Origin of the sequence: Kitasatospora phosalacinea, from assembly GCF_030268885.1 — a bacterium.
Taxonomy (GTDB): Bacteria; Actinomycetota; Actinomycetes; order Streptomycetales; family Streptomycetaceae; genus Kitasatospora; species Kitasatospora phosalacinea_C.
Genome location: NZ_BSSA01000028.1, coordinates 49,061 through 72,096, shown reverse-complemented (window position 1 = coordinate 72,096; position 23,036 = coordinate 49,061). Strand labels below are relative to the sequence as shown.

Sequence of the window (23,036 nt, the reverse complement as noted above, 5' to 3'; positions counted from 1 at the left end):
ATCCGTGTTTCATCCGTGGTGGCGCCGGAACCTCCTCGTGCCGTTGGCACTCCCGACGGAGAGGCTCCATGTCCCGAACCCGCTCGTTCGCGTCCAGGCTGATCGGCGTCGTCGCCGTGCTCGCCCTGGCGTGCGGCCTGAGCCTGCAGACGGCCCCCCGGGCCGCCGCGGCCTCGCTGACCCAGATCACCAACTTCGGCACCAACCCCACCGGCCTGCTCATGCACCTGTACGTGCCGGCCTCGGTCAAGCCCAACCCGCCGATCCTGCTGGCCCTGCACGGCTGTCAGGGCAACGGCCCCTACATGTACTCCAGCACCGACTTCGGCGCGCTGGCCGACCAGTACGGCTTCCTGGTCATCTACCCGTCGACCAATCCGAACGGCAGCTGCTGGGACGTCTCCTCCGCCCAGGCGCTGACCCGCGGCGGCGGCAGCGACCCGGTCGGGCTGATGTCGATGATCACCTACACCGAGCAGCACTACGGCGGCAACGCCAACGCCGTGTACGTCACCGGCGAGTCCTCCGGCGGCATGATGACCAACGTGATGCTCGCCGACTACCCGGACGTCTTCAAGGCCGGCGCCGCGTTCATGGGCGTCCCCTACCACTGCTTCTACACCGGCACGGTGCGCGGCTGGAACAGCGCCTGCGCGCAGGGACAGGTGTCGATGACCCCGCAGCAGTGGGGCGGCCTGGTCCGGGGCGCCTACCCCGGCTACACCGGCCCGCGTCCGCGGGTGCAGCTGTGGCACGGCACCGCCGACACCATCCTGAACTACAACAACCTCGGCGAGGAGGTCAAGCAGTGGACCGACGTCCTCGGCACCGGCCAGACGCCGTCGTCCACCGACACCCCCGCCTCCGGCTGGACCCGCACCCGCTACAACAACGGCGCGGGCACCCAGGTCGAGGCGTACAGCATCTCCGGCGCCGGACACCAACTGCCGGTCCAGGGCGCCGGGATGGCCGCCAACGCGGTCCACTTCATGGGCCTCGACGCGGCCCCGTCCGGCGGCGGCACCACCGGCGCGCTGCGCGCGGTCGGCGCGGGCAAGTGCCTGACCGACCCGAGCACCGCGGCGGGCGCCCAGCAGCAGATCGCCACCTGCAACGGCGCCGCGAACCAGACCTGGACCCGCACCGCCTCGAACCAGCTGACCGTGACCGTCGGCGGCACCACCCTGTGCCTGGACGCCGAGGCCAAGGGCACCACCAACGGCACCAAGGCGATCGTCTGGTCCTGCAACGGCCAGCCCAACCAGCAGTGGCAGGTCAACTCCAACGGCACCGTCACCGGCGTCCAGTCGGGACTCTGCCTGGACGTGGCCGGGCTGGGCACCGCCGACGGCACGCCCGTCCAGCTGTGGAGCTGCAGCGGCGGCAGCAACCAGCAGTGGAAGCTGGGCTGACGCCCGGAAGCCCTCCGGCCCCGGCGCCCGGAAGCCTTCCGGCCCCGGTGCCCTGAAGCTTTCAGGCCCTGGTGCCCGGAAGCCTTCCGGCCCCGGCGGTCCGGCGGTCCGGCCGCCGACCCGCGCGGGTCGGCGGCCGGACCGGTGCTCAGGAGCAGTCGGCGCCGTTCAGGGTGAACCGGGCCGGGGCCGGGTTGCTGCCCGAGTACGTCGCCTGGAAGCCGAAGCTCGCGCTCGCGCCGGGCGCCAGGGTGCCGTTCCACCCGGCGTCCCGCACGGTCACGGTGCTGCCGACCTGGGAGACCGTCGCGTTCCACGCGTTGGTGATCCGCTGGTTGCCGTCGTAGTTCCAGCCGAGCGTCCAGCCGGAGACGGTCGAGGTGCCGGTGTTCTTCACCGTCACCGTCGCGGTGAACCCGTTGCCCCAGGAGCTGTCCACCTTGTACGCCACCGTGCAGGACGCCGCGGGCGGGGCGGTGTCGTCGTCCGCCTCGGTGGCCGTGAAGGTCGCCGACTGGACGCCCGGGCCGCTGACGGTGAAGACCGCGCTGCCCGCCGCGGTGTCCGCGTCCTGCGCCGCCGACAACTGAACCTGCTGCGCGGTGGCCCAGTTGGCGGGGGTGAAGAGCAGCGAGGAGGTGGTGGCCGACAGGTCGGTGTCGCCCGAGGTGCGGGCGACCGTCACGGTCACGTTCTGGGCGGGCGCGGCCGAGAGCCTGACCGCGACCGACGCCGAGCCGCCCTCGGGGACGGTCACCGCCGCCGGGGTCACCTGCACGGCGGGCGTCGCCGGGGCCGGGCGCCGCTCGGCGGCGAACGAGGCCAGCCAGGCCAGCGAGGCGTTCCAGTTGATCGCCACCTCGTTGGTCGAGTACGAGCCGATGTCGTCGACGTAGCAGGCCGCCGGGGCGCAGCCGGTCAGCTGGGCCTCGGCGACCGGGTCCTGCAGGCCGGAGTTGGGGCCGCCCGCGAAGGAGCCGGCCGGCGGGTGCGGGAGCGAGGCGTCGTTCTGGTGCGCCCAGAAGCGGTGGTGCTCGTTCTCCGAGGCGCGCTCGCCGTAGCCGCTCACGTAGGAGCGGTCCAGGGCGTTGCGGCCCAGCAGGTAGTCCATCGTCTCCAGCGCGCCGGTGCGGTAGCGGGCGGCGCCGGTCAGCTCGTAGGCGACGGCCAGCACCATCGCGTTGTTGGCGACCGAGCTGTTGGAGCCCCACACGTAGCCGTCGGGGGCCAGCGGCACCGCGTAGCCCTGGCCGCCCATGGTGGACAGGTAGCCGTCGGCGGCGGTGGTCAGCAGGCCGCGCAGCCGGGTCACGTCGTCGGCGGGCAGCGCCACGCCGGGCACGGTGGCCAGGGTGATCCGGCCGAGCGTCGCGGTGCCGCCCCACCAGAAGGCGTCCACCGGCTTGGTGTGCAGCGGGGAGGAGGTCACCGCGTCCCGGTACTGGGACTCGCCGGTGGTGGCCAGGAGTTCGGCCGCCGCCCAGTAGAACTCGTCGGAGACGTCGGCGTCCTCGTACGCGCCGCCGCCGGTGCTGTCGGTGGCCGGGGCGAGCACGTTCGGGTTGGCCTTGGCGGCGGCCCAGGCGCGGCGGGCCGCGTCCAGGCAGCGGGAGGCGAAGGCGGAGTCGTACGGTGCGTAGACCCGGGCGCACTGGGCCGCGGTGGCGGCCAGGTTGAGCGTGGCGGCGGTGGACGGCTTGTGCAGCTCGCGCTGCTGGTCGTCCAGTTCGGGGCGGGTCGGCAGGCCGGTCCACTGGGCGTCGTGGATCTTGTGGAAGGCCATCCCGGCCATCGGCTTGCCGTCCGGGACCTGCATCCGCAGCAGGAAGTCCAGCTCCCAGCGGGCCTCGTCCAGCACGTCCGGCACCCCGTTGCCGCGCTCGGGCACCCGCAGGGTGGAGTCGCCGAGGGCCGCGTCGCCGCCCGAACGGCGGGCCCGCTCGAAGGAGTTGACCAGCTCCCAGGTCGCGATGCCGCCGTTGACCACGTACTTGCCCTGGTCGCCCGCGTCGTACCAGCCGCCGCGCACGTCCAGCCGGTAGTCGCACACCCCGGCCTGGCAGGGCACGCTGGTGTCGCCCTTGTTCGGGGCCACCCCCAGGTGGCCGGCGGGGCGGGCGTAGGCGCTGCCGCCCGCCAGGGCCGCGTCGATCGCGATGCCGCTGCGCTGCTGGTAGAAGAAGTTCAGGCTGTCGGCGCGCAGTCCGTCGTACAGCGCGGCCGAGATGTCGAACGGGTGGCTGGCCGAGCCGCCGACGACCAGGGTGTAGCCGGTGCCGGTGCCGGTGTACGCGCCGAAGTCGACCAGGTGGGTGGACTGGCCGGACGCCTGGTCGGCGCCGTGCACGGTGGTGGTGCCGGAGGCGACCTGGGCGCCGGAGGAGTCGCGCAGCTGCCAGGCCAGCGGGGAGGTCGCCGAGCTGACCACGGTGGCCCGCTTGGGGCCGTCCGGGAGGTAGCCGACCTGGTTGACCCGGACGGGGAAGTCGGCGGCCGCGCCGACGGTGGCGGCACCGGCGGTGGCCGGGGCGAGCGCGGTGGCGGTGAGGCCACCGGCGGCCAGGGCCAGGCCGGTCAGCACGGCGGCGGCGCGCCGGGGCAGGCCGCGGCCGGGGAGGGCGGGAGGCATGGGTGGGGGCCTTCCTTCGGGTGGGGGAGGGGTGCAGGGGGTGGGAGCCCGCAGGGAATGGGAGCGCTCCCACTCGCCCCAATGAAGCCAGTTCGACTGGTGGTGCGTCAAGAGGCGGTAAACCGCCAGGAGTTGGCTTCCGGCCGGGGCGCTCGAGGCCCGGCCGGCCGCGCCCACGGCCGCGGCGGCGCCCCGCGGCCGGGGAACACCCCTGTTCGGACGCCGTCCGATGCTCTACGGTCGCGCCCATGACCCTCCAGACCCCGGCCACCAACGCCGCCGGTCGGCTGCTGTCCGTGCTGGCCGCCTTCGACCGGACGGCCCCCGCCCTGACCCTCACCGAGATCAGCCGGCGCGCCGGGCTCTCGCTGCCCACCGCGCACCGGCTGCTGTCCGAACTCACCGGCTGGGGCGCGCTGGAGCGCGACGGGGACGGCGTCTACCACGTCGGGCTGCGGCTGTTCGAACTCGGCACGCTCGCCCCGCGCGGGCCGGTGCTGCGCGAGGCCGCCCTGCCGTTCCTGGAGGACCTGTACGAGGCGACCCGGGAGAACGTGCAGCTCGCCGTCCGGGAGGGCGGCGACGCGGTCTACGTCGAGCGGCTGGCCGGGCGCTCCTCGGTCGGGGTGCGCACCCGGCTCGGCGCGCACTGGCCGCTGCACGCCACCGGCGTCGGCCTGGCGCTGCTCGCGCACGCCCCGGTCGAGCAGCAGGAGGCGTACCTGGCCGCCGGGTTGGCCGCCTTCACCCCCTGGACGGTGACCGACCCGGACCGGCTGCGGCGGATGCTGGCCGAGGTGCGCACCACCGGGCTGGCGGTCAGCGACCGGCAGGTCACCGAGGACGCGCTGTCGGTGGCGGCCCCGGTCCGCGGCGGGGACGGCACGGTGGTCGCGGCGGTCTCCGTGGTGGTGCGCGCCCCGGGCAGCCCGGCCGCGCTCGGACCCGCCGTGCGGCTCGCCGCGCGCGGCATCTCCCGCGCCCTCGCGGCGGGCGGCGGGACGGCCCCGGCCTGACGGTGCGGGACGGCTCCGGCCCGGCGGAACGGGTGCCTTTCGCCTGACGGAAGTCCCGTTGTCGCCCCCGGGACGCGCTGGGAGCCTCGTCGCATCCCGCTGAACCCCCACCACCCCAGGGACGGCTCCCATGACCCAGTTCGCCCGCAACCAGTGGTACGTCGCCGCGTACTCGACCGAGGTCGGCGAGGACCTGCTCGGCCGCACGATCCTCGGCGAGCCCGTGGTCCTCTACCGCGCGCAGGAGGACGGCCGGGCGGTCGCGCTGGCGGACCGCTGCGTGCACCGCCGCTTCCCGCTCTCCGAGAGCCGCCGCCAGGGCGACGCCGTCATGTGCGGCTACCACGGCTTCACCTACGACCGGACCGGCGCCTGCACGTCCGTCCCCGGGCAGACCCGCGTCCCGCGCACCGCGCGGGTCGCCGCCTACCCCGTCGTCGAGCAGGACTCGCTGGTGTGGATCTGGATCGGCGACCCGGCCGCCGCCGACGAGAGCCGCGTCCCGCGCGCCCCGCACCTGGTCGACCCGGCGATGACGACGGTGCGCGGCATGGAGCCGATCGACGCCGACTACGGCCTGCTGGTGGACAACCTGCTCGACCTCTCGCACGAGACGTACCTGCACGGCGGGTACATCGGCACCCCCGAGGTGGCTGCCACCCCGATCACCACCGAGGTGGACGAGGAGGCCGGCGTCGTCCGGGTCTCGCGGCACATGCTCGACGCCGAGTGCCCGCCGTTCTACGCCCGCTCCACCGGCATCGAGGGCCGGATCAGCCGGCTCCAGGACATCGAGTACTTCGCCCCCTGCCTGTACCTGCTGCACAGCCGGATCACCCCGGTCGGGCAGTCCGCGCCGGTCTTCCGCACCGAGATCACCTACGCGATCACCCCGTCCGGGCCCGGCAGGGTCTACGACTTCTGGGCCGTCTCGCGGGACTTCGCGGTCGACGACGAGGAGGTCACCGCGTTCCTGCGGGACTTCAACCACACCGTGGTCATGCAGGACGTCGACGCCCTCAACCTGCTGCAGCGCGCCCTGGACGGCGAGCCCGGCCCCTACCAGGAGCTCAGCATCAACATCGACACCGGCGCGCTGGCCGCCCGCCGCATCCTCGCCGCGCTGGCCGCCGCGGGCACCGAGCGGGCCGACGCGTGAGCGGCGACCCGGAGCGCCGGGTGTACCGCGTCGACTGGCTGCCCGGCGGCGACGTGCTGGAGGCCCGCTGCTTCTGCGGCGTGCGCTCCACCCTGCCGGACCCGGTCGCCGTGTGGACCTGGCTGCTCGACCACCCCCGCCACGCCGCCCCGCCGCCGGAAGGAGAACGGCCGTGACCGCGCCCGAACGGACGCTGGACCTGGTGGTCACCGCCCGCCGGGAGGAGGCCGAGGGCGTCGTCTCGCTCACCCTGGCCCGCCCCGACGGCGGCCCGCTGCCCGACTGGACGCCCGGCGCCCACCTCGACCTGCTGCTCGGCGACGGGCTGGAGCGCCAGTACTCGCTGTGCGGCGACCCGGCCGAGGGCGCCGCCTGGACCGTCGCCGTGCTGCGCGAACCCGGCGGGCGCGGCGGCTCGGTCCGGGTCCACGACGCGCTCCGCCCGGGCACGGGCGTGCGGGTGCGGGGGCCGCGCAACCACTTCGCGCTGCTGCCCGCCCCGCAGTACCTGTTCGTCGCGGGCGGCGTCGGGATCACCCCGCTGGTGCCGATGCTGGCCGCCGCCGAGGCGGCCGGGGCCGACTGGACGCTGCTCTACGTCGGCCGCTCCCGCGCCACGATGGCCTTCGCCGGGGAGCTCGCCGAGCGCTACGGGCCGCGCGTCCTGCTCCGGCCCCGGGACGAGCACGGCCGGCCCGACCTGGCCGCCCACCTCGACGCGCTGGGCGAGCGGGCCGAGGTCTACTGCTGCGGCCCCCGCCCGCTGCTGGAGGCCGTCGAGCAGCACTGCGAGCGCACCGGGCGCCCGCCCGCCCGGGTCGAGCGGTTCCAGCCGCGCGAGGCGGCCGCGGCCGGGGCGGACCGGCCCTTCACCCTGGTGCTGGCCCGCTCGGGGCTCACCCTGACGGTGCCCGCGGACGCCTCGGTGCTGCAGACCCTCCGCGGGGCCGGGGTGGACGTCCTCTACTCCTGCGAGCAGGGCACCTGCGGGACGTGCGAGACCGACGTCCTGGAGGGGCGCCCCGAGCACCGGGACTCGCTGCTCACCGAGGCGGAGCGGGCGGAGTCCGCCAGCATGATGGTCTGCGTCTCGCGCTGCCTGGGGGAGCGGCTCGTGCTCGACCTGTGAGCCGCCCGGCTCACCCCGTGCCGATCGTGTCCAGCAGCCGGGCGGCCTCCTCGGCGGCGGCCGGGGCGACCTCCCGGGCGATGCCGCGGAACAGCTCCTCGGCCCGGATCGCGGGCCAGTCGGCGGGCAGGTGCTCGGCGGGCAGGTGCGGGTCGGTGCGGACGAGTTCGAGCCAGTCGGTGTGCAGCAGCAGCTGCCGCCGCACCGGGTCCCCGTCCGCGCCCGCGCCGTCGCCCCAGCGCTCCAGGAAGGCGCGGTAGCCGGCGGCGATGGCCGCCGTGTCGAAGGCGGACTCCACCACCTGCGCGACCTCGGTCGGCGCCAGCACGGTGCCCCGGAACACCCGCAGGTGGGCGTCGAGTTCGAGGTCGCCGAGCAGCGCGGCGACGTCCACCTCGCCGGGCGCCACCCACAGGCCGTTCTGCAGCGGCCCGAAGCCGCCCCAGGTCAGCCGGGAGCGCAGGTCGTGGCGCTGGCGCCGCCAGGCCTCCGGCAGCGAGAACCCGACCAGGGTCCACTGCCCCCGCCAGTCGCGGTTGACCGCGCCGGTGTTCCAGACCCGCTGGTGGCCGTCGCGCAGGACGTCCACGGCGCGCGGGGTCAGGCCGAAGTACATCTTGCGCCCCTGCCGGTGCCGGGCGAGCAGGCCGCGGTTGACCATCCGGGTCAGCGTGGAGCGCACCGCCTCCTCGGTGACGCCGACCCGCTCGAAGACCTCGATGACGCAGCCGGAGGAGAGTGCCACGTCCCGTCCCAGGACGTGGACGCCGAAGAAGGTGAGCATCAGGGACTGGGGGCGCGGGGCGGGGTCGAGATCGATCACGGCCCCAGCCTAGGACCCCGGCCCGGGCGGCCGGAGCGGGCACCGCAATGTTTGGCAATATCTTGACGGCTAACACAAACCTGCCTAAGTTGAGGCCGGTTCCACCCCTCGAAGGAGAAGCACCATGGATCTGAACGGCAAGGTCGCCGTGGTCACCGGCAGCGGCCGCGGTCTCGGACTCGCCTACGCCAAGGCGCTCGCCGCCTCCGGCGCGGCGGTCGTGGTCAACGACGTGGACGCCGGGGCGGCCGCCGCCGCGGTGAAGGAGATCGAGGCGGCGGGCGGCCGGGCGGTCGCCGAGGTCGGTGCGGTCGGCACCACGGAGACCGCCGAGGCGCTGGTCGCGCGGGCCGTCGAGGCGTTCGGGCGGCTGGACGTGATGGTCACCAACGCGGGCGTGCTGCGCGACCGGGTGCTGTGGAAGATGTCCGACGAGGACTTCGACACGGTCGTCCAGGTGCACCTGCGCGGCACCTTCACCTGCGTGCGCGCCGCCGTGGCGCGGATGCGCGAGCAGGGCGAGGGCGGCCGCATCGTCGTCGCGGGCTCCCCGGCGGGCCAGCGCGGCAACTTCGGGCAGACCAACTACGCCGCCGCCAAGGCCGGGATCGCCGCCATGGTGCGCACCTGGGCGATGGAGCTGGCCAAGGCGGGCATCACCGCCAACGCGGTGATCCCGGTCGCCGCCACCGCGATGACCAGGACCATCCCCGCCTTCGCCCCGCACGTCGAGGCGCTGGAGCAGCACGGCACCCCGCTGCCGGACAGCCTGCGCAAGGGCGAGGGCTTCGGCACCCCCGAGGACGTCGCCTCCCTGGTCACCTACCTCGCCTCCGACGCCTCCGCGGACGTCACCGGCCAGTGCATCGGCATCGGCGGCGACAAGCTGGCCCTGTGGTCGCACCCGCAGGAGGTCTCGGTCGCCTACGCCGACGGCGGCTGGAGCGCCGACGCGATCGCCGCGGCCTGGCCGGTGACGGTCGGACGGGTGCCCGAGACCTACGGCATCCCCGCCCCGCGGATCTGAACGGCGGCCCCCCGATGAGCCCCCAGCAGCCCCGCCTGTCGCTCGACGACCTGGTCGCGATCGACGTCCACACCCACGCCGAGGTCTCCGCCAGCGGGCACGGCTCGCTCTCCGAGGAGCTCGACGCCGCCGCCGGCGCCTACTTCCACGCCGACCACCGCCGCCCGACCCTGCCGGAGATCGCCGCCCACTACCGCGAGCGGAAGATGGCCTGCGTGGTCTTCACCGTGGACGCCGAGCACGCCACCGGCACCCCGGCCGTCCCCAACGAGGAGGTCGCCGAGGCCGCCCGGCAGCACCCCGACGTGATCGTCCCGTTCGCCAGCATCGACCCGTACAAGGGCCGGGCCGGGGTGCGCCAGGTGCGCCGCCTGGTCGAGGAGCACGGCGTCCGCGGCTTCAAGTTCCACCCCAACGTGCAGGCGTTCTTCCCCAACGACCGGCTGGCCTACCCGCTGTACGAGGCGATCGAGGAGGCCGGCGCCATCGCGGTCTTCCACACCGGGCAGACCGGCATCGGCGCCGGTGCGCCCGGCGGCGGGGGCATCCGGCTGAAGTACTCGAACCCGATGCTGGTGGACGACGTCGCCGCGGACTTCCCCGGGATGCCGATCGTCCTGGCCCACCCGTCCTTCCCCTGGCAGGACGAGGCGCTGGCGGTGGCCACCCACAAGCCGCAGGTGTACATCGACCTGTCCGGCTGGTCGCCGAAGTACTTCCCGCCGCAGCTGGTGAAGTACGCCAACAGCCTGCTCCAGGACAAGGTGCTGTTCGGCTCCGACTACCCGCTGATCAGCCCCGACCGCTGGCTGGCCGACTTCGCGCAGCTGCCGATCAAGGACGAGGTGCGGCCGAAGATCCTCAAGCACAACGCCGCCCGCCTGCTCGGCCTCGACCAGCAGCAGTGACGCAGACGGAGGAGCCCCGCGTTGCACGACCAAGGCATCGGTTCCTGGCCCGCCCGCCGGGCCCGCAAGACACCGCACCGCACCGCCCTCGTCCATGAGGGCCGGTCCACCAGCTACGCCGAACTGCACCGCCGCTCCAGCGGGTTGGCGCACCTGCTGCAGCGGCGGGGGGTGCGCCGCGGCGACCGGGTCGCCTTCCTCGGCCCCAACCACCCCGCCTTCCTGGAGACCCTCTTCGCCCTCGGGCGGCTGGGCGCGGTCTTCGTGCCGCTCAACACCCGGCTGGCCCCGCCGGAACTGGGCCACCAGCTCCGCGACTCCGGCAGCGCCCTGCTGCTGGCGGTCCGTCAGGACGCGGCCCTGCTGGCGGAGCTGTCCGCGGACGCCGAGGTGTGGGAGGTCGAGGGGCCGGAGTACGAGGCGTTGCTCGCCCAGGCCCCCGGCGAGGTGCCCGACCTGCCGGTGGCCCACGAGGACCTGTGCATGATCATGTACACCTCGGGGACCACCGGCCGCCCCAAGGGCGCCCTGCTGACCCACGGCAACGTCATCTGGAACAGCCTCAACGTGGTGGTCGACGTCGACCTGGCGAGCGACGAGGTCACCCTGGTCAGCGCGCCGCTGTTCCACACCGCCGCGCTCAACATGACCTGTCTGCCGACCCTGCTCAAGGGCGGCACCGCCGTCCTGGAGTCCGGATTCGACGCCGAACGCACCCTCGCACTGGTCGAACAGCTGGGGATCACCTGCCTGTTCGGCGTCCCGGCCATGTACGACGCGATGGCCCAGGCCCCCGGCTGGGCCGGGGCCGACCTGCGCAGCCTGCGCAACCTGATGTGCGGCGGCGCGCCCGTGCCCGCCCGCACCATCCGCGCCTACCTCGACCTCGGGCTGGCGTTCGTCCAGGGCTACGGCATGACCGAGGCCGCCCCCGGCGTGCTGCTGCTCGACCGGGCGGACGCCCTGGAGCACGCCGGGACGGCGGGCGTACCGCACTTCTTCACCGACGTCCGGCTGCTCGACCCGGCGGGCGAGGAAGTCGGCGTCGGCGAACCCGGCGAGGTGGTGGTCAGCGGCCCCAACGTCACCCCCGGCTACTGGGGACTGCCGCAGGAGACCGCGAACGCCTACCACGACGGCACCTGGTTCCGCTCCGGCGACGTCGCCGTCCGGGACGAGGAGGGCTACGTCCGGCTGGTCGACCGCCTCAAGGACATGATCATCTCCGGCGGGGAGAACATCTACCCCGCCGAGGTGGAGGACGCCCTGCTGGAGCACCCCGCCGTCGCCGAGTGCGCCGTGTTCGGCGTCCCCGACGAGAAGTGGGGCGAGGTGGGGCGGGCCGTCGTGGTGCTGCAGCCCGGCGCCACCGCGAGCGCCGAGGAGATCCTCGCCCACCTCGACGGCCGACTGGCCCGCTACAAGATCCCCAAGTCCGTGCGCTTCACCGAGGCGCTGCCCCGCAGCGGCGCGGGCAAGCTCCTCAAGGGGCCGCTCCGCACCACCCACGGGCAGCCCTGACCGCTCCCCCGTGCCCGCCCCCGCCCGCTCCCCGCGCGCCCCGGCGCGCCCACCCGGAAGGACCCCCACGTGCCCCGCACCGTCCACGGCATCACCGACCTGCTCGCCCTCGGCGGCACCGACCTCGGCCACAGCCAGTGGCTGGAGATCGCCCAGGACCGGGTGAACACCTTCGCCGACGCCACCGACGACCACCAGTGGATCCACACCGATCCCGAACGCGCCGCCGCCGGGCCGTTCGGCGCCCCGATCGCCCACGGCTACCTGACGCTCTCGCTGCTCATCCCGCTGTGGAGCGAGCTGCTCCAGGTCGAGGGCGTCGCCATGGCCGTCAACTACGGCCTCAACAAGGTCCGTTTCCCCTCGCCGGTCAAGGTCGGCGCCAAGATCCGCGTCCACGGCGCGATCGCCTCGGTGACGGAGGTGAAGGGCGGCGCCGAGGTGACCGTCGACCTGACCGTCGAGATCGACGGCTCGGCCAAGCCCGCGGTGGTGGCCCAGGCGGTCTACCGCTTCTACGCCTGAGCGCGGCTCCTGCGGTCGCGCCCGAGCACGGGCGCGGCCTCCGCGGCCGAGCCCGGCTGCCACGTCCGAACGGCCCTGAACGGCGCGAGCGGCTGCCCCGAGCGGGGCGGCCGCTCGCGCCGTTCGGCCGCTGCGGGGCGGCGATGGGTGCGGGACGCGGCGGGTGGCAGCTGCGGGTGCGGCGGGTGACGGCCAATCCTGTGCATATTATTGACGGCCGACAAAGAATGGCCCTACATTCGCCGCACGGCCGGTGCCCCGCCCCTCGGTGCCCACGCGAACCGGCCCCGCGCCCCGGTGCCCAGCCGCCCCCCTCCGCGCGAACGCCGCTCCCGGCTCCGGCCCCCGACCGGGCCCCCAGCTCGCGCCCTCCCCCAGGAGAAACACCCATGGCCACCCCCACCCACGCGCCCGCACGCGCCGCCCAGGGCGGACCCGCCCTGCGCCGCGGCACGCTCGTCGCCGGACTGCTCGCCGTCTGCACGGCCCAGATCGGCCTGGCCATCCCGGCCACCCTCAACGGCCTCTTCCAGAGCCAACTGCACCCCGTCGGCTCGCAGTTGACGTGGATCTCGGACGCCTTCCTGCTGCCGGTCGCCGTCCTGGAGCTGACCTTCGGCCTGCTCGGCGACCTGCTCGGCCGCAAGCGGCTGCTGGTCGGCGGAGCCGCCCTGCTGGCCGTCGGCGAGATCGTCAGCACCACCGCCAACGGCATCCACCAGCTCTGGGTCGGCCAGGCCCTGGCCGGTCTCGGAGCCGCCGCGCTCTTCCCGACCTCGCTGGCGATCCTCGCCGCGGGCGCCGCCTCCACCGCCCAGCGGGCCAAGGTCGTCGCCCTGTGGGCCGCCCTGCTCTCCACCGGCGGCTTCGTCGCCCCGCTGATCGGCGGCATCACCGCCACCTACGGCTCCTGGCGCTGGGCCTTCGTCGTCGTCACCCTGATCGGCGCGGCCAGCGCCCTGACCAGCGCCCTCTTCGCCGACGAGTCGCGCGCCCCCGAGGGCCGCTCGCTCGACCTGCCGGGCCAACTCACCATCGGCGTCGGCCTGTTCGCCCTGCTCTACGCGATCATCCAGGGCCCCGAGGACGGCTGGACCGCCACCCCCGTGCTGATCGCCCTCGCCCTGGCGGTGCTCGGCCTGGTCGGCTTCGTGGCCGCCGAACTGCGCTCCTCCTCCCCGCTGCTGCGCCTGGACCTGTTCCGCAACCGCTCCTTCGCGGTCGCCTCCGTCATCACCGTGGTCGGCATGTTCAGCTTCCTCGGCACCGCCTACTCGGTCAGCATCCGGCTCGGCCCCGTCCAGGAACTGCCCCCCATGCGGACCGCCCTGGCCTTCCTGCTGCTCAACGGCATCGCGCTGGCCATGCTGCCGGTCACCCACCGGCTGTTGAACGCGGTGGCACCGCGCCTGCTGCTCGGCTCCGGCCTGCTGCTGATCGCGGCGGGCAACTACTGGGCCGCGGCCCTGCCGGTCCACGACCACTCCTTCCTCCCGCTGATCGCGCCGCTCGCCCTGGTCGGCCTGGGCTTCGCGGTGACCGTCTCCTCCGTCACCGCCACCGCCGTCACCACCGTCCCCCCGCACCTGGCCGGCATGGCCAGCGCCACCACCAACCTGCTGCGCGACTTCGGCTTCACCCTGGGCCCCGCCGTGATCGGCGCGATCGCCCTCAGCCGGGCCGGCGACCGCTTCACCAGCACGCTCGGCGCCTCCGACCTGCCCGGCCCGCTCAAGGGCGCGGGCACCGCGATCCTGGAGGAGGGCGGCCCGCTGGCCGTCAACGGCGCCTCGGCGGCCTCGCCGAAGCTCTCCGCCCTGCACCCGCTCGCCGAGAGCGCGCTCGGCACCGGCTACTCGCTCGGCTTCGTGGTCTGCGGCTGCGCCGCGCTGTTCGCCGCCCTGCTCGCGCTGCTGGCCCTACGCGGCCGCGCCGCGGCCGAGGAGCCGACGCCCGTCGGCTGAGCAGCACCGAGCACCACCGGGCAGTGTCGACTCCGGTAGCCGGAACCCGGCGGGCAGGTAGCCGAGCAGTGTCGACTCCGGTAGCCGAGATCCGCCGACCCGGTAGCCGAGATCCGCCCACCCGGTAGCCGAGCAGTGCCGGCCCTGGCAGCCGAGATCCGTCGGGCCGACGGCGAGCCGCGAGGCCGTCGGCCCGCTCCACCGCCCGGTGCCGCCCCCCGCGGGGACGGGCCCGGGCTCGTCCGACCACGGCAGGAGAACGGCCCTGCCACCACGGCGCGTCCGCGCCACCGACCCACCCACCCCACCGTGTTGGAGCCCCGATGTCCCGATCGCCCCGCCGGGCGCTGGCCGCCCTGTGCGCCGCCACCGCGCTCGCCCTCACCACCCCGCTCGCCGCCGCCACCCCGGCCGCCGCCACCACCACCGCGTCCACCCACTACAGCGGCACCCTGCAGGACGGCGCCACCTGGATCGCCGACAAGCCCGCCCGGTGGAACGGCGTCCTGCTGGTGTTCAGCCACGGCTTCGGCGCGCTCACCGCCGCCAACGCCCCCTCCGACGCCGTCAGGGACCGGCTGCTCGCCGAGGGCTACGCGCTGGCCGGCTCCTCCTACGACCCGAACGGCTCGGCCTGGGCGCTCAACTCCGCCGAGCGGGACCAGTTCGCCACCATCACCGCGTTCGGCGACACCGCGGGCCGGCCCACCCACGTCGTCTCCGTCGGGCTCTCGATGGGCGGCCTGGTCAACGCCCAGATCGCCCGCGACGGCGCCGGACGGATCGACGGCGCGCTGAACCTGTGCGGACTCGTCGCGGGCGGCGTCGACCTGGAGGACTACCAGCTCGACGCCGAGTACGCCCTGGCCTGGTTCTTCGACCGCGCCGACCTGCCGAACCTGGTCAACCTCTCCGACCCGTCCGCCGCCTCCGCGCTGGCCCACCGGCTCTCCACCGCCGTCGACGCCGCCCAGCAGACCCCCGCCGGACGGGCCAGGATCTCCCTCGCCGCCGCCTACCTCAACCAGTCGGCCTGGGCCCCGGGCCAGGCCCCGCCCGCCCCCGCCGACTACGCCGACCAGGAGTACCAGCAGTACCAGTGGCTCCAGCAGGGCCTGCTGTACTTCATCGTCCCCGGCCGCTACGCCGTCGAGCAGTCCGCGGGCGGCAACCCCTCCTCCACCAAGGGCGTCGACTACACCGACCTGCTCAACAAGTCCTGGCACGCCGACGAGGTCCGCGCCCTGTACGCCGCGGCGGGCCTCGACCTGAAGGCCGACACCGCCGCGCTCACCGCCCACGCCGACATCAGCGGCTCCGCCACCGCCCGGGCGAACCTGAACGCCAGTTCCACCGTCACCTCGCTCGGCATCCCGATGCTGTCCCTGCACACCACCTCCGACCAGCTCGTCCCCGTCGAGCAGGAGAACGCCTACGCCGCCCGGATCCGGGCCGCGGGCGACAACCGCCTGCTGCGGCAGGCCTTCGTCGCCCGGCAGGGGCACTGCAACTTCACCACCGCCGAGATCGTGGCCGGGCTGCACGCCCTGGAGCAGCGCCTGGTCACCGGCGCCTGGAGCGACGTGGCCACCCCCGAGTCGCTGCAGGAGCGCGCCACCGCGCTCGACCTGGGCGGCGCCGCCTTCGTCGACTGGAAGCCCTCCCGGCTGAGCGGCGTGCGCTGAGCCCCACCCCCCCCGAACGCCGGGGCCGGGCACGGTCCGCCGTGCCCGGCCCCGGCGTGCCGGTGCGTCAGACGAAGCGCCACAGGTGGTCGCCGGTGCCGTTGTCGTCCCAGAGCACGACCTGCGCGCCCTGCGCGGTGGACGCCCCGGAGACGCCGAGCACCCGGCCGCTGACCGCGGACTGCAGGCGGAAGGTGTCGCCACCGCCGTGCCGCAGCCGCCAGCGGTGGTCGGCGCCCCCGTTGTCGACCCACTGGACGATCCGGGAGCCGTTGGCCGTGCCGCCGCCCTCCACGGCGAGCACCTTGCCGCTGTTGGCGTTGCGCAGCCGCAGGTACCCGCCCGCGTCGACCACCGCGGTCCACAGGTGGTCGGCGGTGCCGTTGTCGCCCCACTGGACCACCAGGCCGCCGTCGGCGGTCGACATGCCCGAGACCCCGAGCACCAGCCCGCTGGCCACGTTCTGGATCCGCCGGGTGCCGGTCGGGACGAACCACCACCGGCTGGTGGCCGCGGAGGTGTCCGGGGCCTGCACGGCGAGGGCGCCCTGCGCGGTGGAGCCGCCCGCGATGCCCAGCAGCTTGCCGCTGTTCACGTTGCGCAGGCCGTGCGCGCCGTCGGCCGTCGCCACCACCGTCCAGCGGTGGTCGGCCGTGCCGTTGTCCGCCCACTGCAGCACGGCGGCGCCGTCGGCCGTGGACATGTTCTGCACGCCCAGCACCTTGCCGCTGTTGGCGTTGCGCAGGCGCAGCGCGCTGCCGTCCACCACCAGCCCCCAGTCGTGGTCGGCGGTGCCGCTGTCGGCCCACTGCAGGGCGGCCCCGCCGTCCGCGGTGGACATGTTCTGCACGCCCAGCACCAGCCCGCTGCCCGCGTTGAGCAGGCGGAACCCGGAGCTGCTCCGGGTGCGCCAGTAGACGGTGTAGTTGAAGCCCTGCGCGTCGTGGAACGGGCCGAGGTTCACCGACGAGCCGTCGGCGGTCGCGGTGAAGGCGAGGCCGGTGCTGCCGTTGCGGGTGACCGACTGCGGGTCCAGCACCGGGAGCGCGCCGAGCGTCGCGCTGCCGTAGTTGCCGCACAGCACGACCGGGCCGTAGCTGACCGCGGCGACGTCCGGGTCGTCGTCGGCGGCGGTGAGCGCGACGCGCATGGGCAGCTTGACGGTCACCGTGTCGCCGGAGGCCCATGCGCGGGTGAGGACGGCGTAACTGCCGGGCGTGGCAGCGGTGTTCTGCACGGTGCCGTTGACGCTGAGGGTGGCGCCGGAGGCCCAGGACGGGATGCGGACGCGCATCGACCAGGTGTCGCCGGTGGTGCCGGTGACCTTCAGCACGGTGGTGTCCTCGGCGGGGAACGCGGTGGTCTGGGTGATCGTCAGGCCGCGCTCGGTCCAGTTGAGGACGGTGGGCACGAACAGGTTCACGACCAGGGTGGTGCCGTCGCGGAAGTAGACCGAGTCCGCCAGCTTGGTGTTGGACTCCACGCCGGTGCCCTGGCAGCACCAGAACGAGTCGTAGTCGGTGCTCCAGGTGCCGCCGCCCCAGGCCGGTCCGACGCCGCGGCGGGCGCCGGGCTTCAGCGGGGTGAAGTAGGTGACGTGCCCGTGCGGGTCGGCGGGGTTCTGCGCGCCGACCACGTGGTTGAGCAGCGTGCGCTCGTAGAAGTCGAAATAGGTGGCCCGGGCCGGATCCAACAGCCAGAGCTCGCGGGTGAGTTTGAGCATGTTGTACGAGTTGCACAGCTCGCAGTTGTCGTTGGTCAGCTGCGAGGCGATCGCGTGCGGGGCGCGGAAGTGCTCGGCCTGGCTGTTCCCGCCGATGGCGTAGCTGTGCGCCGTGGTGCAGAAGGTCCAGGCGTTCGCGGCGATGTCGTGGTAGCGGGTCGTCCCGGTGGCCAGGTACTCGCGGGCGGCGCCGATCCACTTGGGCACCTGGGTGTTGGCGTGCAGGCCGTTCAACTGGTCCTGGCCCGCCGCCAGCGGGTCGAACACGGCGGCGTGGTCGAAGCGCTGGGCGACCGCCAGCCAGCGGGCGTCGCCGGTCCGCAGGTGCAGGTCGGCCAGCACCTCGTTCATCCCGCCGAACTCGGTTCCCAGCTGCGCCTGTTGCTGCGCCTGGGTCAGTCGGCCGGTGCGCTGGTCGACCCAGCCGGCCATGGCCAGCAGCACGTCCCGGGCCTGGGTGCTGCCGAGCAGCCGCCACACGTCGAGCAGCCCGGCCATGGTCTTGTGGACGCAGTAGTACGGGACGTTGCCGTTCTTGAGCGTCCCCGCCTCCAGCTGGGCGAAGTCGCTCTCGGGGAAGCCCGAGAGGTAGCCGGCGGAGAACCCGGCCGCGCCGTTGTTGGCCTGGCACTTGGCCAGCTCGGCGACCGTGTAGAGGGCCTTGTCCCGGCAGGTGGTGTCGCCCGTCCCGGCGTAGGCCTGGGCCCAGGCGCTGAGGAAGTGCCCCTGGACGTGGGTGCGGAACGGGAACGAGGGGGCGTCCCAACCGCCGTTCTGGGTCGCGGCGTTGGTGGACAGGCGGTGGTTGGCGCGGAAGTTGTACAGCAGGCGGTCGGCGTCGACGAAGCGCAGGTACGCCAGGGTGCGGTCCTGGTTGTCGCGCAACCGGCCCGCGGTGAGCCGGACCTGGCCGAGGTCGAACGGCTGGGTCGAGGAGGTGACGGTCGCGGCGGTCGCGGCGGTCGGCGCGGCCAGGCCGACGGCGGGGGTCAGGGCCAGGACGCCGGTCGCCTTGAGCAGGCTGCGGCGGTCCAGGGGGGAGGGGGACATCGCGGATCTGGTCCTTCCGGGTGGGGGAGGGAGCCGGGGCGGGAGATTGTGAGCGCTCACATCTGACTGCACGCCCGGAGTCCGGCGTTGTTAGCGCTAACAAGTCGTTATATCCCCCACCTCCGCGGCCCGTCCAGGGGTCCGACCGCACGGTGACGGAGCGTCAGGCGGCGACGAACACCCGGACGTCCCGGGCGCCGAGCCGCACCGCGCCGCCCGCCGGGACGGCCTCGGCGGACAGCACGTCGCCCAGCGCGACCGGGGCGAGGGCCTCGGCGGGCCGCCCGCTCCAGTTGTGCAGCACGTGGACCCGGCGCCCGTCGGGGAGGTGCCGGTGGCGGCGGTGACGGTCGCGGGCAGCCCGGACCAGCCGGACACCGGCTCGGGCGCCAGCCGGGCGGCGAGCGCGCGGGCCAGTGCGCGGCCGGGCACGGTGCCCACGCAGGTGACCCGCCCGGCGCCGTGCCGACGGGTGGTGACGGCGGGTCAGCGGCCGAAGTGCGGGTGCTCGTACCCGGCGAGCACGGTGGCGTCCTCGACCAGCAGCCCCTCCAGCCAGCCAGCCAGCCGGTCGCGGCGGCGTCGGTGGGCAGGACGAGCGGGCCGCCCGGGGCGGCGCGCACCGGAAGGTCCGCGGCCGGGTTGCTGAACTCGTCGTAGGACACCCCGGCGGCGGCGGTCAGCCGCCCCGGGGCGGGCTCGGACCGGACCCGGGCCTGCTGGTCGGCGTAGCCGGTGCGCGGGCCCAGCACCAGGTGGCCGCCCGCTTCGGCGTACGCCGTGAACCAGTCAGCGGGAACACGGGGCACCTCGGGCGGGACGGGGCCCCGGCCGCGGGGCGGGCGCGGCCGGGGCACGGGGGCGGCGGAGCGTCAGGACTCCTTGCGCGGGCGGTAGTCGAACCAGTCCACGTGGACGGTGCCGGCCGCCGCGTAGGCGCCGATCACCCGGCCGGTGAAGCCGCCCGCCACCTCGGTGGACAGGTAGCGGCCGTCGAGCGAGGCCAGCGGGGTGAACGCCCCATCCGGCTGCTCGACCCCGAGGACGACCAGGTCGGGGGCGGTGCGGGAGTCCTCCGGCGGGTGCGGGGCGACGTCGATGCCGAGCACCACCGGGCCCGCGGGCACCCGGACGGAGGCCACCTCGGGGCGCAGCGGGCCGATCCGGGCGAACACCCGCACCTCGCCGTCGGCCGCCTCGACCTCGTAGTGGTGGCGCTCGTCCAGCCGCACGGCCAGGCCGCCGCGGCCCGCGGTGGCGTCCACCAGGGCGCGCACCTCGCAGAACGGGTGCTGCTGGCGGCGGCCGACGAAGACCGCGTCGGGCGCGTCGAGCGAGGCGCCGGCCGCGTGCAGGGTCAGCCAGCCGGGGCGCTCGCCGGTGGTGACGAGCTCGGCGGGGCGGCGGCGCACCGACAGCCAGCGCGGGTGCAGCCCGGCCCCGTCGAAGTCGTCGCGGACCGGCGCCTCCGGCACCGGGTGCAGCGGCCAGGCCGGGGCGGGCAGCTCCGGGGTCAGGCCGCCGACCACCGGCCAGCCGTCCTCCCAGGTCACCGGGGCGAGGAAGGTCTCCCGGCCGAGCACGTGCCAGCCGGGGGTGCCGCCGCCGGGGCGCACCCCGAGCAGCACCAGGCACCAGGAGCCGTCCGGGGCCTGCACCAGGTCCGCGTGGCCGGTGTTCTGGATCGGCCGGTGGGTGCCGCGGTGGGTGAGCACCGGGTTGTGCGGGCAGGGTTCGAACGGCCCGGAGGGGGTGCGGCCGCGGGCGATCGCCACGCTGTGCCCGCGCTCGGTGCCGCCCTCGGCGATCAGCAGGTACCACCACTCGCCGATCCGGTACAGGTGCGGCGCCTCGGGCGCCTGGGCGTCGACGGTGCCGGACCACAGCGGCCGCGACGGGCCGAGCGAGCGGCCGGTGGCCAGGTCCACGGGCTGCTGGGAGACGCCCGCGACGGTGATCCAGCAGGTGCCGTCCTCGTCCCAGGCGAGGTCCGGGTCGATGCCCGGGACGTCCGGCAGCGGCAGCGGGTCGGACCACGGTCCGGCCGGGTCGGTGGCGGTGAACAGCACGTTGCCGCCCGCGCCGACGTTGGTGACCACCAGGTGGAACCGGCCGTCGTGGTGGCGCAGGGTCGGCGCGTAGATGCCGGCCGAGGAGGGCACCTCCAGCGGCAGGTGGAGCTCCGGCCGGTCCAGCACGTTGCCGATCTGGGTCCAGTGCACCAGGTCGCGGCTGTGGAAGACCGGGATGCCCGGGAAGTACTCGAAGCTGGAGCACGCGAGGTAGTAGTCCTCGCCCACGCGGCAGACGCTCGGGTCGGGGTGGAGGCCCGGGATCACGGGGTTGGGCACGGTGCCGTGCGGGTGGTGCTGCGCTGACACGGGGTCAGCTCCTTTCCGTCGGTGCGGAGCGCGGGGTGCGGGGCGCGGGGTGCGGGGTGCGGAGTGCGGTGCTGGGTGCGGGCGGTGACGGTCCGGTCAGTGGGCGCGCAGCACGGCGCAGCCGCCGGGCGCCAGTTCGGCGAGCGGGCCGCCCGTCAGCAGGTCGTGGGCGGGCTCGGGCAGCGTCACCGGGTCGGAGCCGTGGTTGATCAGCACGTGCCAGCGGCGGCCGTCCCCGGCGCGGCGGGTCACCGACTCCACCGCCGCGGGCAGGCCGGGGACGTCCGGGCCGAGGCCGGCGGCGGCGGCGAGCGCGGCGACCAGGGCGGCGTACGCGGCGTCGTCCAGGCGGGTGGAGAGGTACCAGCCGTGGCCCGCACCGAAGGCGTGGCGGGTCAGCGCGGGGAGGCCGGCCAGCGTGCCGTCGGTGTAGGCGGCGACGGTCTCGGCGCCCTCGGTGCGCAGCGACTCGCTCCAGGAGCGGGCCCGGGAGCCGTCGGAGAGCGTCAGTTCGGCGTCGGCGGCCAGCGGCCGGTACTCCTCGACCCGGATGCCGAGCGCCTCGCGCAGCGGCGCGGCCGGGTAGCCGCCGAGCCGGGCCTGCACGCGCTCGTCGACGGCCCCGCTGAACGGCTGCACCAGCAGGGTGCCGCCGCCCTCGACGTAGGCGCGCAGGTTGGCCGCGCCCGCGTCGGAGAGCAGGAACAGGGCGGGGGCGACGACCAGGCGGTAGCGGCTCAGGTCCTGCTCGGGGTGGGCGAAGTCGGTGGTGACGCGGGCGTCCCACAGGGCGCGGTGGGCGCGGCGCAGCGAGCCGTGGTAGTCGAGTTCGGCGGACGGCAACCCGTTCACGTTCATCGCCCACCAGGCGTCGGAGTCGTGCAGCACGGCGGCCCGGGCGTGCACGGTGGAGCCGGCCAGCTCGGCGAGCCGGCCGACGGCCGCGCCGGTGGCCGCCGCCTCGCGGAAGACCCGGCTGTCGGCCCCGGCGTGCGGGACCAGCGCGGAGTGGAAGAACTCGGCACCGGCCCTGGACTGGCGCCACTGGAAGAACAGTGCGCCCTCCGAGCCGCGGGCGACGTGGCCGAGCGAGTGGCGCAGGATGTCGCCGGGCTCCTTGGGCAGGGTGCGGTCCCCGGCGTAGACGGTGTTGGTGCCCTGCTCCATCAGCAGCCAGGGCCGACCGCCCGCGAAGGAACGGGCCCGGTCGGCGCCGAAGGCGGTGTCGGCGGCGGCGTCCACGCCCGGTGCGCAGGGGTAGTGGTCGATGGCGACCAGGTCCACCTCGCGGCCGAACGCCCACAGGTCCAGGGTCTGGTAGCCCGGCAGCATGAAGTTGGTGGTGACCGGCAGGTCGCTGTGCGCCCGGATCGCGTCGCGCTGCTCGCGGTACGCGGCGAGGGTCAGGTCGGAGAAGAAGCGGCTGAAGTCCACCGAGCGGCCGGGGTTGCCGTGCCACTGGGTGGCGCGCGGCGGCTGGACCTGCTCCCAGCTGCCGTAGCGCTGGCTCCAGAACGCCGTCCCCCACGCCTCGTTGAGGGCGTCGAGGCTGCCGTGCCGCTCGCGCAGCCAGTCCCGGAAGGCGGCCGCGGTGTGCTCGCAGTGGCACAGCGTGGCGTACTCGTTGTGCACGTGCCACATCGCCACCGCCGGGTGGTCGGCGTAGCGTTCGGCGAGCGCGGAGGCGATCCGGCGGGCGGCCTCGCGGTAGGCGGGGGCGGCCAGGCAGTAGGTGTCGCGGCTGCCGTGGGTGAGCCGGACGCCCTCGGGGGTGACCGGCATCGCCTCCGGGTGGGCGAGGGTGAACCAGGGCGGCGGGGAGGCGGTCGGGGTGGCCAGGTCGACGGCGACCCCGGCGGCGTGCAGGCGGTCCAGGTGGGCGTCGAGCCAGTCGAACGCGTAGCGCCCCTCCTCGGGTTCCAGCAGCGCCCAGGAGAACACCCCGACGGTGACCAGGTTGACCCCGGCCCGGTGCATCAGTTCGTCGTCCTCCTTCCAGGTCGCGGCGTCCCACTGCTCCGGGTTGTAGTCGCCGCCGAACGCGAGGCCGCCGAGCCGGTCGGTGAGCCGGTGCGTCGTCATGG

General features: G+C 74.8%; 17 protein-coding genes and 1 pseudogene. 11 read left to right on the top strand and 7 right to left on the bottom strand.

Annotated features, from left to right (window positions below):
* Positions 1 to 68 precede the first annotated feature (68 nt).
* The gene (locus tag QSK52_RS30450; RefSeq protein WP_285739433.1) at positions 69 to 1,412 is read left to right on the top strand and encodes an extracellular catalytic domain type 1 short-chain-length polyhydroxyalkanoate depolymerase; all 1,344 of its coding nucleotides are present in this window, start codon (positions 69 to 71) and stop codon (positions 1,410 to 1,412) included.
* A gap of 148 nt (positions 1,413 to 1,560) precedes the next feature.
* Here the strand turns inward: QSK52_RS30450 and QSK52_RS30445 are convergent, their stop codons facing one another.
* A complete protein-coding gene (locus tag QSK52_RS30445) occupies positions 1,561 to 4,041 on the bottom strand; it encodes a glycoside hydrolase family 9 protein (RefSeq protein WP_285739432.1) in 2,481 nt (826 codons plus the stop codon).
* Between the two features lie 248 nt (positions 4,042 to 4,289).
* Between QSK52_RS30445 and QSK52_RS30440 the strand changes: the two genes are divergently transcribed.
* The 4 genes from QSK52_RS30440 to QSK52_RS30425 all read left to right on the top strand — a co-directional run bounded on the left by QSK52_RS30440 (position 4,290) and on the right by QSK52_RS30425 (position 7,345).
* Positions 4,290 to 5,057 (top strand): IclR family transcriptional regulator, encoded by a 768-nt coding sequence (locus QSK52_RS30440; RefSeq protein WP_285739431.1) that lies wholly within the window; start codon positions 4,290 to 4,292, stop codon positions 5,055 to 5,057.
* Between the two features lie 130 nt (positions 5,058 to 5,187).
* Complete coding sequence (locus QSK52_RS30435) at positions 5,188 to 6,216, top strand: aromatic ring-hydroxylating dioxygenase subunit alpha (RefSeq protein WP_285739430.1); 1,029 nt, start codon at positions 5,188 to 5,190, stop codon at positions 6,214 to 6,216.
* Positions 6,213 to 6,392 carry a hypothetical protein gene (locus QSK52_RS30430; RefSeq protein ID WP_285739429.1) on the top strand — a complete coding sequence of 60 codons (180 nt, stop codon included), beginning with the start codon at positions 6,213 to 6,215 and terminating at the stop codon, positions 6,390 to 6,392. The genes QSK52_RS30435 and QSK52_RS30430 overlap by 4 nt, the downstream gene beginning before the upstream one ends.
* Entirely contained in the window at positions 6,389 to 7,345 is a 957-nt protein-coding gene (locus QSK52_RS30425) for a PDR/VanB family oxidoreductase (RefSeq protein ID WP_285739428.1), read from the top strand. Before QSK52_RS30430 ends, QSK52_RS30425 begins: the two co-directional genes overlap by 4 nt.
* Positions 7,346 to 7,355: 10 nt before the next feature.
* Here QSK52_RS30425 and QSK52_RS30420 read toward each other — a convergent pair whose 3' ends face one another.
* The gene (locus QSK52_RS30420; protein ID WP_285739427.1) at positions 7,356 to 8,168 is read right to left on the bottom strand and encodes a PaaX family transcriptional regulator; all 813 of its coding nucleotides are present in this window, start codon (positions 8,166 to 8,168) and stop codon (positions 7,356 to 7,358) included.
* A 124-nt stretch (positions 8,169 to 8,292) separates the two neighbouring features.
* On the opposite strand from QSK52_RS30420, the gene QSK52_RS30415 reads away from it, so the two are divergent.
* The 6 genes from QSK52_RS30415 to QSK52_RS30390 all read left to right on the top strand — a co-directional run bounded on the left by QSK52_RS30415 (position 8,293) and on the right by QSK52_RS30390 (position 15,798).
* Entirely contained in the window at positions 8,293 to 9,195 is a 903-nt protein-coding gene (locus QSK52_RS30415; RefSeq protein WP_285739426.1) for an SDR family oxidoreductase, read from the top strand.
* A gap of 14 nt (positions 9,196 to 9,209) precedes the next feature.
* On the top strand, positions 9,210 to 10,103 hold the full coding sequence (locus tag QSK52_RS30410; protein ID WP_285739425.1) for an amidohydrolase family protein: 894 nt from the start codon (positions 9,210 to 9,212) through the stop codon (positions 10,101 to 10,103).
* A 21-nt stretch (positions 10,104 to 10,124) separates the two neighbouring features.
* Complete coding sequence (locus QSK52_RS30405; RefSeq protein ID WP_285739424.1) at positions 10,125 to 11,624, top strand: acyl-CoA synthetase; 1,500 nt, start codon at positions 10,125 to 10,127, stop codon at positions 11,622 to 11,624.
* Positions 11,625 to 11,693: 69 nt separating this feature from the next.
* Entirely contained in the window at positions 11,694 to 12,149 is a 456-nt protein-coding gene (locus tag QSK52_RS30400) for a MaoC family dehydratase (protein WP_285739423.1), read from the top strand.
* Positions 12,150 to 12,538: 389 nt separating this feature from the next.
* Positions 12,539 to 14,113, top strand: a complete 1,575-nt coding sequence (locus QSK52_RS30395) for an MFS transporter (RefSeq protein WP_285739422.1) — start codon at positions 12,539 to 12,541, stop codon at positions 14,111 to 14,113.
* Between the two features lie 323 nt (positions 14,114 to 14,436).
* Complete coding sequence (locus QSK52_RS30390; protein WP_285739421.1) at positions 14,437 to 15,798, top strand: alpha/beta hydrolase; 1,362 nt, start codon at positions 14,437 to 14,439, stop codon at positions 15,796 to 15,798.
* A 67-nt stretch (positions 15,799 to 15,865) separates the two neighbouring features.
* On the opposite strand, the gene QSK52_RS30385 is transcribed toward QSK52_RS30390, so the two are convergent.
* The 5 genes and pseudogenes from QSK52_RS30385 to QSK52_RS30370 all read right to left on the bottom strand — a co-directional run bounded on the left by QSK52_RS30385 (position 15,866) and on the right by QSK52_RS30370 (position 23,034).
* Positions 15,866 to 18,571: a beta-L-arabinofuranosidase domain-containing protein gene (locus QSK52_RS30385; protein ID WP_285739420.1), complete on the bottom strand. Its 2,706-nt coding sequence runs from the start codon at positions 18,569 to 18,571 to the stop codon at positions 15,866 to 15,868.
* 163 nt (positions 18,572 to 18,734) lie between these two features.
* On the bottom strand, positions 18,735 to 18,875 hold the full coding sequence (locus QSK52_RS39540; protein ID WP_352230327.1) for a hypothetical protein: 141 nt from the start codon (positions 18,873 to 18,875) through the stop codon (positions 18,735 to 18,737).
* 400 nt (positions 18,876 to 19,275) lie between these two features.
* Positions 19,276 to 19,323, bottom strand: a pseudogene (locus tag QSK52_RS39535) (hypothetical protein); the annotation flags it as partial.
* A 120-nt stretch (positions 19,324 to 19,443) separates the two neighbouring features.
* Positions 19,444 to 20,952, bottom strand: coding sequence for a glycoside hydrolase family 43 protein (locus tag QSK52_RS30375; protein ID WP_285739419.1), 1,509 nt, complete (start codon positions 20,950 to 20,952; stop codon positions 19,444 to 19,446).
* A gap of 96 nt (positions 20,953 to 21,048) precedes the next feature.
* On the bottom strand, positions 21,049 to 23,034 hold the full coding sequence (locus QSK52_RS30370; protein WP_285739418.1) for a beta-galactosidase: 1,986 nt from the start codon (positions 23,032 to 23,034) through the stop codon (positions 21,049 to 21,051).
* Between the last annotated feature and the right edge of the window lie 2 nt (positions 23,035 to 23,036).

Excerpts from the sequence above, each read along its gene's own strand:
- QSK52_RS30435 (WP_285739430.1), top strand. The coding sequence starts at position 5,188 with ATGACCCAGTTCGCCCGCAACCAGTGGTACGTCGCCGCGTACTCGACC.
- QSK52_RS30450 (WP_285739433.1), top strand. The coding sequence starts at position 69 with ATGTCCCGAACCCGCTCGTTCGCGTCCAGGCTGATCGGCGTCGTCGCC.
- QSK52_RS30445 (WP_285739432.1), bottom strand. The coding sequence starts at position 4,041 with ATGCCTCCCGCCCTCCCCGGCCGCGGCCTGCCCCGGCGCGCCGCCGCC.
- QSK52_RS30395 (WP_285739422.1), top strand. The coding sequence starts at position 12,539 with ATGGCCACCCCCACCCACGCGCCCGCACGCGCCGCCCAGGGCGGACCC.
- QSK52_RS30390 (WP_285739421.1), top strand. The coding sequence starts at position 14,437 with ATGTCCCGATCGCCCCGCCGGGCGCTGGCCGCCCTGTGCGCCGCCACC.
- QSK52_RS30410 (WP_285739425.1), top strand. The coding sequence starts at position 9,210 with ATGAGCCCCCAGCAGCCCCGCCTGTCGCTCGACGACCTGGTCGCGATC.
- QSK52_RS30370 (WP_285739418.1), bottom strand. The coding sequence starts at position 23,034 with ATGACGACGCACCGGCTCACCGACCGGCTCGGCGGCCTCGCGTTCGGC.
- QSK52_RS30385 (WP_285739420.1), bottom strand. The coding sequence starts at position 18,571 with ATGTCCCCCTCCCCCCTGGACCGCCGCAGCCTGCTCAAGGCGACCGGC.
- QSK52_RS30440 (WP_285739431.1), top strand. The coding sequence starts at position 4,290 with ATGACCCTCCAGACCCCGGCCACCAACGCCGCCGGTCGGCTGCTGTCC.
- QSK52_RS30415 (WP_285739426.1), top strand. The coding sequence starts at position 8,293 with ATGGATCTGAACGGCAAGGTCGCCGTGGTCACCGGCAGCGGCCGCGGT.